This window comes from Bermanella marisrubri, assembly GCF_012295615.1.
GTDB lineage: Bacteria > Pseudomonadota > Gammaproteobacteria > Pseudomonadales > Oceanobacteraceae > Bermanella > Bermanella marisrubri.
Genome location: NZ_CP051183.1, coordinates 1,413,714 through 1,426,666, shown reverse-complemented (window position 1 = coordinate 1,426,666; position 12,953 = coordinate 1,413,714). Strand labels below are relative to the sequence as shown.

Here is a 12,953-nt window from a genome sequence, read left to right as displayed (position 1 = left end):
AACCGAGGAATGGGCTAAATTCTAACGGCATTATTTTTACATTTTCTAGCATTCTAAATAACTTCCCTAACCGCTCTACTTGACCAATAAATTACGTAAAATTCTCTTCTAAACGACACTAAGCTATAATTCTATTTTTTAGCTTTAATAAAAATCTCAAAATTTTAAAATTTCTCTTAAAAATCACCAATACTGCTTGATTAAAATTAATATACTTACACTCACTATATGAAGTTGATTTTTCAACCAACGATTTAGCAAGTTCATCACAATTATTTTTCATTGAATTCCATGCGCAACTCACCAGCTCAAATGCTAGAGCTCGCAAAATTTCATTTTTAAATTTAACATTTTCAGCACCAAAAGCAGTGAAACAGTATATGTGATTATTGGCATATTCTTCGATTTTTTGACATTCCATTTTTATATGCATAGAGGACCAAGACCCAGGAATATTGGTTCTATAAGCTCCATTCTTTTGAGGCATGTATATTGCCCCACCTCCCAATGAAGCAATCATTTGTATATACATATCGCCAACCGGCGCATGCGTAGAAAACCACTCAGGTAGATTCTTTAGAATAGCTGTTTTAACCATTAGACTATTTGTGGGCATAAATATTCCTCCGCCCAAAATAACTTCTTCTGGACTATATTGCCTTATAACGTCACTATAATCGCATAAAGTCTTAGCCTTACTAAATTCAAAACCTTCAACTTGATAGACAGGATGAAATGAAATATTGATATGTGGGTATTGCTTCATAAGCGTAATTTGTTCTTTTAGCTTATCACTAGCGACCCAGAAATCATCACCTTCACATAAAGCAATATACTCCCCTTTAGCTCGAGAAAAGTTATATACTAAATTAATCTTAATTCCTTTTGAGTACTTATTTTCAGTTTGATATATGGGCTTAATGATATTTGGATATCTTGCTTGATACCTTCGAACAATATTCGCCGTATTATCCTCAGAAGCATCGTCGTGAATTAATATTTCAAAAGGAAAATCGGTTTCCTGAATCAAAAAACCTTCTAACGCATCTTCTATATAGGGTTCATGATTAAAAGTAAGACAACAAACACTCACTACAGGCTTATCAATACCATTTTTCCAGTTGGAAATAATTTCTTCTTCGGTTCGTAAATCTCTCATATTAATTCTTTAATAGTCTGAAAATTCTTTGTCGTATTGCTGATGAACTCAAAGCAGACACTGATAAAAGTAGCAAACCAAGGCTTATCAATTTAGCGAACAAATCCAATCTATTCTGGTTTAAGTCTAAAGTTATCAAGAAGTGCATAGCTAAAGCTACACACATTGTAACAATAGCTATTGGCAATATTCCCTTAAGCATCCACCTCAAATGAAAGCCTGGAATGAATTGCCTGTGTACGACTGGTGTCCAGCACAAAAACCAAATAGTCCTAAATGCAAACCACGTTATACCCGCTCCTTGTGCCCCATAGTTCGTTGCAGCATAAAATATTAACGGTACCTGTATTATTGCGGATAATGTTGAACCAATCACATGAAGCCTTAATTGACCAAATGCACTTTGGAGATAGTATTGAAACGCAGCAATAGCCAATACACCATTGCCAAGAGCAAACCATATCAGTACACCTGCACCCCACTCAGCAGCCTCTCTATCACCAGCCCACGCGTAAATGAGAGGTTCAGCGTACAAACCAATCATTAGTGATACAGACAAAGAAGTAACAGTAACTAATTGGCTAGCATCACTATAGAGGCTTAATAGTTCATTCTTATTATCTTGAGAATATAACATTGTTAGCCGTGGCATTATTGCCTGTGATATAGGGCCCGAGAGCATAACTATACCCCCTGCTACCAAAGAAATCATGCTAAAGTACCCAAACTCAGCCAACGACAGAACACCCGATAAAATTAACTTATCTGTTTGTGTGATAAGTACCCATGTACCTGCAGTGTAAGCAATGCCCACTGCAAAAGGCGCAACGTCTTTGACAACTGACCAATAGAAAGCGACTAAAGGCGTTCTTGTTTTTGTCACTGGTAGGATACTGTAAAAGCGTATTGAAAAAGCTGCTAACTCTATTAAACCAATAAGAACTTGATATTCAAAAAAGTGTCTAATATCCTGACTGATGAACGCTAGTAAACATAGAGCTCCAAGAAACTTTAGCGACGTTAATATTATATTAGCTACATTTAGCCAAACTTGATCTTCTAGTCCATTAATCCCACTGCGATACAAACCTGAAAACCATCTTAAACCAATCATTACTCCCATTAATACAACACAATATACAAGCGTCTCTATGGCAATGCTTTCTGACTTAATCCAGCTAATTGCAATCCAGTCACTAAGAATATAAATGGCGAATACTATAATTACCGCCAAGACAAAGAAAATCACTTCAAAACTTTTTAATAAGCGCTTAAAAGTCTCAAAGCCTTCTACTTGACCTCTTGCATAAGCGGCTTGACGACCTAGCGTTGGGCCCAACCCCATATCCAACAGATTCATCCAAGCTTGCATTAATGCAAAAAAGCCTACTAAACCATAGGCTTCAGCACCTAAGTGCTGTAGGTATAATGGTGTTACTACGATGCCGATTAGCATCATGTAGGCTTGACCAATATAATTCGCCAATGTATTTTTTCTTAACGAATTGCTATTGATCAAGCACACTCTTCAGAACCTCAAAGTTTTGACGTGCTAGTTTTTTTACAACCGGTATACGCTTATTTAGACTCTCTTTATATTGCTCTCTCTGCGAGTAACATTTAAAAACTTTGGTTTTTAGATCCGTAAGGGAACAAGGATCAGCCACATACTCTTCAACTTGTGCGACCTTGGCAAATCCAACCAACTTATGAGCTTTGGGTTCGTGTCCATAATCAATTATAACTGTTGGTACTGATTGTGATAAACCAGATACCGCTGCATGTACCCTGCCACTAACGAGCATGTCAAACTCATTGATAATAGCTTTAGTTGTCCATGTGTCGTATACACCATTTAAAGTAAAGAAATCTTTAGAAATAGAACGCTCATCTAGTATTTTTTCTAATTGCTTAGTGATAACGTAATCTCGGCCATGTTTTAATTTAAAGGGTGCAGGCGGTATATCAAATCCGTTTGAATGAGACATTAAGCAAACCCTTACCCCAAGCTCCTCCGTAAGATATTCAACGGTCTCAGCAAACTTGGTGAAATCCTCATCATCTCTGTTCTCTTTATCAAATGGACCTACTTCAAAGTTCCAACCACATAGAATAAAACCAACAATTGGCTTATCCTTATTGCGTAACCCCTCTTCACTGAGTAATTTATCAACATCTGCACCTTCAGCACGATCAAACAAGAACGCCGGGCAAGCTAAACTTAAAGTTTTAGAAGTGTCAAAACCATCTTTTTTGAGCAAATCAATGCTTATTGGTTCTCGGTTTGTTATTAAGTCAAAACACTTAAAAACTTCTCGGGCAAATGGGAGGTTATCTTTGTTCGAAAAAGGTCCTGGTGAACCCGCTAACATTACAACTTTCTTGCCTAGTAATTGAGCTACTCTATCTTTTATGAGGCCAACCAAAAAACGGTCATCGCCAAGAAAGTTCGCATTGTCCCCCCAAATATCGCCACTAAAGTCAATCACAAGATCTGCTTGCATGACCTCTTGAATATAAGGGGTTTCTTTCTTTAAACAGCCAGATTCAGCGTAGGCTTCGGCGAGCTTAAGCTCTTCTTGAGCAATCTCAAGATCATTCCCTGTCCAACCATAATATAAATTCATTGGCAATAAGGTAACTCTCTCACCCTCACAAAACCTTTCTGACATTTGCATTGTTGTTTTAATAGAGGCATTAGGAAAAACCCTATGCAGTTCCCTCATAAACGGCTCAATGATATAGTAATTCCCAATATTTCCGAATTCCATTCTTCCCCAGTGTAAGGAGCATTGGCCAATAATTAGAATATTCATAAGTGTAATCCAAGGTAGTTTTATTCGATGTTGTAAATTAGTGAATTTTCTTAAAAGCTAATCGACATTAATAGCTTAGCATCACAGTCTTGTTTAATTTTAAACCCATGTTTTTCATAAAGTTTAATTGCAGAAAGATTATCCTTGCGTACTTCCAAACTACATTTTTCAAATTTATTTTTTTTGCAGTGTTCAATCACATAATTAATCAAATTACTTGCTAGCCCTTTACCCCTAAACTCAGGTGCCAGAAGAACTAAAGTAATAAACGCTATTTTTTTTGTTGGTTCATTACAATAAAATGCTATAAAACCTGCACATTGGCCTGATGTATAATGGGTAATAAATTCGGCATTACTTTTTATCTTAAATATATATTTATCTATATCATCTGTATCAATAAAGCTTTTTTTCTGACGCATTTGTTCAGCTTTAATTAAAGATTCTATTTCCGAATAACTCATCTTTCTTCCGTTAAAACCAAAATATCATTTTCCATATTATCGGTCATATCTAACATCGTCTCCATAGACGGATATTTGAGAATCATCATTCCTAGAGTATCTTGTGAGCCGCTAAATTGCCTTACTTCATCACCTGCCTTAGCATAGATATGCTGCTCGACAATATATGGCTTGACTCTTTCTGATAGATAAAGCTCTTTAAATATACCATCCTCACGCGCATGTACGATATAACTTGACCAGTATCCGTTTAGCTCTCTATTGACGCTTTTGTCAAAAGACTTGCCGATGGATTCGTCAACAGTTGCAGCAATCATGTCAACATTTGAAACGTACTTTATTACCTGTGGTATAAGATTGCCACCGTTTCTGGGTCCAATCTCAATAACCCACACATCGCCTTTTTCATCAACGACAAACTCAACATTGAAAGCACCAAACATAAAGCCTAGTTTCTTGAGAATTGCTTCAACTTCATTCTTTGCCTTAACTTGAGCTTCTGCTGATAAAACAGAAGGAAAGCTGATAGCAATAGGAGCATATGGGTGACATAAAATATCCTGATGCTGATCTCCCCAGATCCAAAATACAATCTCGCCTCGGCTCATAAAAATATCACTATCGACTTGGTAACCACTCCGAGCTATCGCTTCTTCCACGACTACTTTTTTCTCACGAGAAAAAGAAAGTGCATAATTAAATGCTTTCTCTAAGTCATTTCGGTGCTTAATATTTGTCACACCTTTACTTCCAGACGAGTCAATTGGTTTAATAAAAGCGGGGGTACCGATGGTATCTAACCATTTCTTTGCTTGATCCAGTTCATAGAAAGATTCTGAACGTGGTGTATTGAAGCCATTCTTTACAAGAAACTCTCTAAAATAGTCTTTTCTTGCCAATATTTCTACAGATTCATACGGATTCCCCACCAACTCCATTTTTTCAGCCACGTAGGCTTGTGTGGGTGCTGCTGGATCAGACGCATAGGCAACGATACCATCAATCTTTAGTTCTCTAGCTAGCGAAAGTACAGCCTCTTTATCAGTTGTAGAAACATTATGCCATTCGTGCGCAAGTTGATGACCTGGATTTCCCGGTAAGTAATCGCAGGTAATAACATAATGTCCCTGATCTAGTGCGTATTTAATTGGTGGAATCTGTTGTGCCGAAGCACCTAAGAATAAAATACGTTTTTGGCTCATTTCATTAGTACCTTTATAACTTTGCTACGCTCTTCATCTGTCATATTCGGAAATAACGGCAAACAAAGTATACGACTGGCAATATCGCGAGAATTGGCACAAACCTGTTCTGATTTAAAATGTTCAAGGTTATCTAAACTTGGATAAAAATAACGTCTTGAGAATATATTATTTTCTTTTAATTTAGCTTCTACTGCCAATAGCTCAGTTTCAGATTCGAATAACACAGGTGCATAAGCATGGTTACTTTCACCATGCTTATTCCATTTTTGAAAAACAACTCTGCCTCTTAATTCTCTTTGATAGGATTGTCCAATCTGTTTCCGATTATTTGTAATCGTTTCCATTTCATCCAGTACACACAACCCCATTGCCGCCTGAAACTCATTCATTTTGGCATTAATACCCGGTCCGGAAATATCTTCGGGTCCAGCAAGGCCAAAGTTAATTATCTGCTGTGCGCGTTCCAGATCGGCCTTGTGTTTAAATACAATCGCACCACCTTCAATGGTGTGAAACAACTTAGTCGCATGCAAGCTCAGGGTGGCGGCATCGCCCCAGTTCAGTAAGCTGTTACCTTTATAGTTCACAGCAAATGCATGAGACGCATCGTAAACCACTTTTAACTGGTGTTTCTCTGCTATCTGGTCTATCGCTTCAACATCACAAGCATTACCAAAAACATGCACTGGTACAATCGCGCGGGTCTTTTCAGTAATGGCAGATTCAATGTTAGCAGGATCGAGGCACCAGCTATCGGCAGAGATATCGGTAAATACCGGCTTCACTCCTTCCCATTGCAATGAGCTGGCTGTTGCCACAAAGGTAAACGGTGTCGTAATGGCTTCTGCGTTTTCAGTACAACCGGTGTTGCTGATACCCAAAGTTTTATAAGCTACCTGTAACGCCAGCGTGCCATTAGATACTAGCAGGATATTTTCTACCCCCAAGTATTCTTCCAACTTCTTTGTCAGCTCTTTTAACAGTGGGCCATTATTAGTTAGCCAACTGCGCTCATAAATACCATCAATATAGGCATCCAGTTTTTCACGGCTAGGTAAATATGGTTTTGTAACAGGTATCATAATTCGCCTTTTGCAAGACTTAGCATATACTTTCCGTAGCTGTTCTTTTGCATTGGTTTTGCAAGTTCTTTCAAATCGGACTTGCTTAGCCAACCATTATTAAAAGCAATCTCCTCTAAACAGGCCACTTTATAGCCTTGCCGACTTTCGATGGTTTCAACAAATTGCGCGGCTTGCAGTAAGCTTTCATGAGTACCTGTATCTAACCATGCAAAGCCGCGACCTAGAAGCTCAACGTTAAGGCTGTTTTGCTCTAGGTATGCATTGTTGATGCAGGTAATTTCTAACTCGCCTCTGTCAGACGGTTTTACTGTCTTAGCGATATCAACAACTCTGTTGTCGTAAAAGTACAACCCTGTGACTGCATAATTCGATTTTGGGTTTTTTGGCTTTTCTTCGATGGAAATCGCTTTCATAGATTGATTGAACTCTACTACACCAAAACGTTCAGGATCTTTTACCTGGTAGCCAAAAACTGTGGCTCCCTTACCTCCTTTCGCGTTTTCAAGTGCTTCTTTTAGCTTAGGTGTAAAACCTTGCCCATAGAAAATATTATCCCCTAAAACCAGAGCCACATCGTCATCGCCAATAAACTCTTCGCCAATGATAAATGCTTGCGCTAAGCCATCTGGGCTTGGTTGTATTTCATAAGAAAACTTAACCCCAAACTGACTACCATCCTTCAACAGTCGCTGATATCCAGTCATGTCCTCTGGTGTTGATATAATTAATATGTCTCGAATACCTGCAAGCATAAGCACAGAAATCGGATAAAAAATCATAGGCTTATCGTATATAGGAAGAAGCTGCTTAGAAACGCCCATGGTAATTGGATACAAACGTGTACCTGAACCACCGGCTAGAACAATACCTTTCATACTATACACTCACTCCTAGACGCTCACGTTGATAGCTACCATCTTGAACATGCTGCACCCACTCTTTATTTGAGAGATACCATTCAACGGTTTTACGAATACCTGACTCAAAGGTTTCCAAAGGCGTCCAACCCAATTCTTTTTGGATTTTACTTGCATCAATTGCATAGCGAAGATCGTGGCCTGGGCGATCTTCTACATATGCAATAAGTCCTTTGAATCCTGATGGATTACCGCCCATTCGAGAATAAGCATTCTCTGGAACGAGTTCCTCAAGTAATTCACAAATGGTTTGAACAACTTCTATATTCTGCTTTTCATTGTGGCCACCAATATTATAGGTTTCACCGATTTGACCTTCGGTAACTACCTTATATAGAGCTCGTGCGTGATCCTCAACATAGAGCCAGTCGCGCACTTGGTCACCTTTACCATAGATGGGTAACTCTTTACCTTCTAAAGCATTAAGAATTACAAGTGGAATTAGCTTTTCTGGAAAATGATATGGGCCATAATTGTTTGAGCAGTTCGTTATTATAGTTGGAAAGCCATAAGTACGCTTCCATGCTCTTACAAGATGATCCGAACTTGCCTTACTGGCGGAGTATGGAGAGCTTGGTGCATAAGCTGTTTCTTCAGTAAATAGATCTTCTGGGTTTTCGAGGTCACCATATACTTCATCAGTTGATATATGATGAAATCGGAATGAATTCTTTTGTTTTTCAGGTAATCCATTCCAATACGCTCTAGCAACTTCTAAGAGTGTGTACGTTCCCACAATATTCGTTTCAATGAAGGCCGCAGGACCGTCAATTGAACGATCAACATGACTTTCCGCCGCTAGATGCATTATCGCATCTGGTTTATGCTCAGCAAACACACGCTCTAACGCTGGTCGATCACATATGTCGACCTGCTCGAAGGCGTATCGCTCAGAACCGGCGATCTCATTCAGGCTCTCTAAGTTTCCGGCATAAGTTAACTTATCAAGATTAACAACTGAATCGTGCGTATCATTCAAAATATGGCGAACGACTGCCGAACCGATGAATCCAGCACCACCTGTTACGAGTATTTTTTTTGACATTTTTCAGTATCTATTTTTGTGGTTTACCGCCTTCGCGGGAAAGACATATATTTGTGTCATACCGATTAATCGATTCCCGCCTTCGCGGGAATGACATTATGTTATAGGGTTCCCGATCAAGTTGGGAATGACGTTGTTTTCTTTGGGTCCTCCGGTCAAGCCGGAGGATGAGGCTACTCACGAGAATGACGCTACATCAGCTATTTGTATCCCGTTGGGTTTTTTTGCTGCCAATGCCAGCTATCCTTCGTCATTTGCTCTTCATTATACTCAGTGCGCCAATCCAATAACTGCTGGGCCAGAGAGGAATCTGCGTAACATGCTGCAACATCACCTGGTCTTCTATCAGTAATTTTATGCGGGATGCTAACTGAGTTTTGTTTTTCAAAGGATTTCACTAAATCTAACACGCTTAGGCCGTTTCCAGTACCAAGATTAATGGCTTTTGCCCCTGTCACGGTGTGACCGATAGCTTCGATGGCTTTTACATGGCCTTTTGCTAAATCCACTACATGGATATAGTCGCGAACCCCCGTTCCGTCATGAGTATCATAATCGCCACCGAATACCTGTAATTCTTTTAGCTTACCAATAGCAACTTGAGTAATATAAGGCATTAGATTATTAGGGATTCCATTAGGGTCCTCCCCTATGTTGCCACTTTTGTGAGCACCCACTGGATTAAAATATCTGAGAATGGCAATGTTCCATTTGATTTCTTGCTCAGTGAGCTGGTCTGCTACTTCTAAGTCACGTAGCATATCTTCAATCATTAACTTACTGCGGCCATAAGGGTTAGTTGCAGAAAGCGGCATATCTTCTGTTAACGGCAATCTTTCTGGGTCGCCATATACCGTTGCAGATGAACTAAACACTAAGTTTTTCACGCCAGCTTTTTCCATCTCTTGTGTTAGAACGATGCTGCCATAGACGTTGTTGTCGTAATAATGCATGGGCATTTCGCAGGACTCGCCGACAGCTTTTAAGCCGGCAAAGTGAATAACACCATAGACATCATGTTTATTGAAAATAGCTTGTAGTACTTCTCTGTCTCGCACGTCACCTTCAATAAACTGTAATGTTTTATCTGTAATCTCTTGCACTCGGTCGAGGGATTTTGGGTTGCTATTACTTAAGTTATCGAGCACCACTACGTCGTAGCCGGCTTCGAGTAGTTCGACACATGTGTGGGAGCCTATGTATCCTGCTCCGCCTGTTACGAGTATTGTTTTTGGCATATTGTTTCGTTTTTATGGATTCCCGCCTTCGCGGGAATGACGTTGTTTTGTTTGGATTCCCGATCGAGTCGGGAATCACGCTTTCTTTTTTGGATCCTCAGTCAAGCTGAGGATGACGTTCATATTTACCTGGATTCCCGATCAAGTCGGGAATGACGCTTGTTTCTTTGGGTCCTCCGGTCAAGCCGGAGAATGACGATGCCCTAACCATTCACCAAATGCTTCGCCGTCAGCTTGGTGTTTTAAGCCATATTCTACAAAGCACTTCATGTACCCGAGTTTACTGCCACAGTCATGACTTTTACCGTTCATATAAAACGCATCCACGCGCTCTTGTTTCATCAAATCAGCGATAGCATCGGTTAACTGGATTTCATCGCCTGCGCCAGGTGGCGTATATTTTAGTAGATCCCAGATTTTTTCACTTAGTACGTATCGGCCAACTACCGCTAAATTGCTTGGTGCTTCGTCTACCTTGGGCTTCTCTACTATTGCTGTCATCGCTTGGCTATTACCAGCTTCTAAGCTTTCGCCATTGAGGTCTACTACACCATAGTTGCTTACCTTTTCTTGCGGTACAGCCTCTACCATGATTTGGCTCACATTGGTTGCATCAAACGTTTTGATCATTTGCGCTAGGTTTTGCGTTTTTAAGTCGCTTTCGTATTGGTCAATTAATACATCTGGCAAGACCACTGCGAATGGTTCCTCTCCTACTACAGGTAGCGCACATAACACAGCATGGCCTAAACCTTTCGCATGGCCCTGGCGAACATGCATGATAGTAACGCCATCAGGCGTGATGCTTTGCACTTCTTCTAAGAGTTGGCGTTTCACTCGCTTTTCAAGTGTGGATTCTAATTCAAACGATGTATCGAAGTGGTTTTCAATGGCGTTTTTTGATGAATGCGTCACCAATACGATTTCAGTAATGCCCGCAGCGGCGCATTCTTCCACGATGTACTGGATGAGGGGCTTGTCTACAATGGGGAGCATTTCTTTTGGAATGGCCTTGGTGGCTGGCAACATTCGTGTGCCTAGACCTGCTACTGGGATAACTGCTTTTTTGACCATATTCTTATCATGTTTCGTTTTTATAGATTCCCGCCTTCGCGGGAATGGCGTTCTTATTTGGATTCTCCGGTCAAGTCGAAGAACCACGGTTTCTCTCAATAACGAATAACTCGTTAATTTATTCCGTTAAGTAACTTCAACGGCCTTCCTATACAGTTACTGACGGCCAATGGATTCCCGCCTTCGCGGGAATGACGTTACCCCCATGGATTCCCGCCTTCGCGGGAATGACGTTACCCCCATGGATTCCCGATCAAGTCGGGAATGACGTTACACACATGGATTCCCGATCAAGTCGGGAATGGCGTCACTTTTTTGGTTCCTCTGGTCAAGCCAGAGAATGACGTCACTTTTTTAGACGACGCGTTTATTTCTCTGGGATGATGACATCAATATCAGGGAAGTCATGATTTAGTTGTGCTCGAAGTTCCCTTTTGGCTGATCCATCTCCGTGTATTAGGCGTATCTTCTTTGGCTTTTGTTTCATACCACGAACAAAAAACTTCAAGTCGCTTTGGTCAGCATGAGCACTGTATCCGCTAATGGTATGAATGTTGGCCTTTATTATTATGCGTTTGCCATCTATGTCGACGTATCCGCCTTTTGGCCCATACTTTTGTATCAAACGACCAATTGTACCTGATGCCTGATAGCCAACAAAGAGCAAATCGTTTCGATTTTCGCCTAACATAGCCTTTAGGTAGTTCATTATTCGTCCACCATTACACATTCCGCTAGCCGCGATAACAATGGCCGGTTTTCTACTGCGCACTAAGTAATCAATCGTTTCTAAATGTTCTTTATGGCTTTCTATTGTAGTCAATTCGTCAAAGTTAAGTGGATGCCTGCCTTGTTTTAGTTTTGCTTGTGCTTCGTCATCCCATAGATGCTTAAGTTCACGGTAGCTTTGGGTGAATTGCGCGGCTAAAGGACTATCTACCATAACATTGAGTTTTGAATGTTTACTGTTGCGCTCATTATTGTGCAGGATATCTTCAATTTCGTAGAGCAATTCTTGAGTTCGACCAATGCTAAACGCAGGAATGAGCACGGTTCCGCCATCTTCCAATGCGCGCTCTAGGATCTTTTGTAGACGCTGCTGCCTTGTTACGCGATCTTCGTGGTTTTTGTCGCCATAGGTGGATTCTAGGACCAGTTCGTCACAGGCTTCTGGTGACTGAAATGAGCGAATAATTGGGCTTTGGGATGCGCCTAAATCTCCAGAAAAGATGATGGTTTTGGTTTCTTTTGGGTTGGTTCCCCGCCTTGGCGGGGATGACGACTTTAGTTCGCAGGTTACATAAGCACTGCCCAATATATGACCTGCCGGGCTTAGCTTAATACTCAAGCTTTCGTCTATGTGTTGAATTTGGTTGTAAGCCAAAGGTCGGATCTGCTGTTTAATCTTACTTAGGAACATATCGATTAACGCCTGGTTACGCGTAAAACCGACCTTTAGCGCATCTTCTAGGACTAATGGGAGTAAGTGGGCACTAGCAACCGTGCAATAAATTGGGGCGTCAAAGCCTTTAGCGATTAAATATGGTATGCGACCCACATGGTCGATATGCACGTGGGTGACTACCAGTGCAGCGATATGATCTATTGGGAAAGGAATGTTTTCGCTCAGTAATTGTTCTTGGGTCTTATCTGGCCGCCCTCCGTTTTGGAGTTCCGCATTAAGCGCTTCATCTCCTTGGAATAATCCGCAATCAATTAAAACGCCTTTTTCTTGGCCTCGGTGTGTATAGCGTAATTCGTGACACGAGCCCGTGACGCCCGATACCGCTCCGTGGTGATTTATCATAGTTTTTAGTTTCCAATACTGTCATTCTCAGCTTGACTGAGAATCCATCCAATTGATTCTCTACTGAACAATGGTTACCCGATCAAGTCGGGTATGACGGATAGAGCATTCCCGGTCAAATCGTGAATGGCGTATAAAACTGA

General features: G+C 40.6%; 11 protein-coding genes. All 11 read right to left on the bottom strand.

Features of this window, described 5'->3' with window-relative positions; translation table 11 throughout:
- Window positions 1-118: 118 nt before the first annotated feature.
- Window positions 119-1,159: a glycosyltransferase family 2 protein gene (locus tag HF888_RS06590; protein WP_007017525.1), complete on the bottom strand. Its 1,041-nt coding sequence runs from the start codon at window positions 1,157-1,159 to the stop codon at window positions 119-121.
- A gap of 1 nt (window position 1,160) precedes the next feature.
- A complete protein-coding gene (locus HF888_RS06585) occupies window positions 1,161-2,678 on the bottom strand; it encodes a lipopolysaccharide biosynthesis protein (RefSeq protein ID WP_040297702.1) in 1,518 nt (505 codons plus the stop codon).
- Window positions 2,668-3,975 (bottom strand): polysaccharide pyruvyl transferase family protein, encoded by a 1,308-nt coding sequence (locus HF888_RS06580; RefSeq protein WP_040297672.1) that lies wholly within the window; start codon window positions 3,973-3,975, stop codon window positions 2,668-2,670. Before HF888_RS06580 ends, HF888_RS06585 begins: the two co-directional genes overlap by 11 nt.
- 50 nt (window positions 3,976-4,025) lie before the next feature.
- Window positions 4,026-4,439, bottom strand: a complete 414-nt coding sequence (locus HF888_RS06575) for a GNAT family N-acetyltransferase (protein ID WP_007017522.1) — start codon at window positions 4,437-4,439, stop codon at window positions 4,026-4,028.
- Window positions 4,436-5,641: an ATP-grasp domain-containing protein gene (locus HF888_RS06570; RefSeq protein WP_007017521.1), complete on the bottom strand. Its 1,206-nt coding sequence runs from the start codon at window positions 5,639-5,641 to the stop codon at window positions 4,436-4,438. Before HF888_RS06570 ends, HF888_RS06575 begins: the two co-directional genes overlap by 4 nt.
- A complete protein-coding gene (locus HF888_RS06565; protein ID WP_007017520.1) occupies window positions 5,638-6,726 on the bottom strand; it encodes a DegT/DnrJ/EryC1/StrS family aminotransferase in 1,089 nt (362 codons plus the stop codon). The genes HF888_RS06570 and HF888_RS06565 overlap by 4 nt, the downstream gene beginning before the upstream one ends.
- Entirely contained in the window at window positions 6,723-7,604 is an 882-nt protein-coding gene (gene rfbA / locus HF888_RS06560; RefSeq protein ID WP_007017519.1) for a glucose-1-phosphate thymidylyltransferase RfbA, read from the bottom strand. The genes HF888_RS06565 and rfbA overlap by 4 nt, the downstream gene beginning before the upstream one ends.
- Before the next feature lies 1 nt (window position 7,605).
- Entirely contained in the window at window positions 7,606-8,691 is a 1,086-nt protein-coding gene (gene rfbB / locus HF888_RS06555; protein WP_007017518.1) for a dTDP-glucose 4,6-dehydratase, read from the bottom strand.
- Window positions 8,692-8,891: 200 nt separating this feature from the next.
- Window positions 8,892-9,929, bottom strand: a complete 1,038-nt coding sequence (galE, locus tag HF888_RS06550) for a UDP-glucose 4-epimerase GalE (protein WP_007017517.1) — start codon at window positions 9,927-9,929, stop codon at window positions 8,892-8,894.
- 180 nt (window positions 9,930-10,109) lie between these two features.
- On the bottom strand, window positions 10,110-11,003 hold the full coding sequence (gene galU / locus HF888_RS06545; RefSeq protein WP_007017516.1) for a UTP--glucose-1-phosphate uridylyltransferase GalU: 894 nt from the start codon (window positions 11,001-11,003) through the stop codon (window positions 10,110-10,112).
- Between the two features lie 367 nt (window positions 11,004-11,370).
- On the bottom strand, window positions 11,371-12,810 hold the full coding sequence (locus tag HF888_RS06540; protein WP_007017515.1) for an MBL fold metallo-hydrolase RNA specificity domain-containing protein: 1,440 nt from the start codon (window positions 12,808-12,810) through the stop codon (window positions 11,371-11,373).
- Window positions 12,811-12,953: the final 143 nt, after the last annotated feature.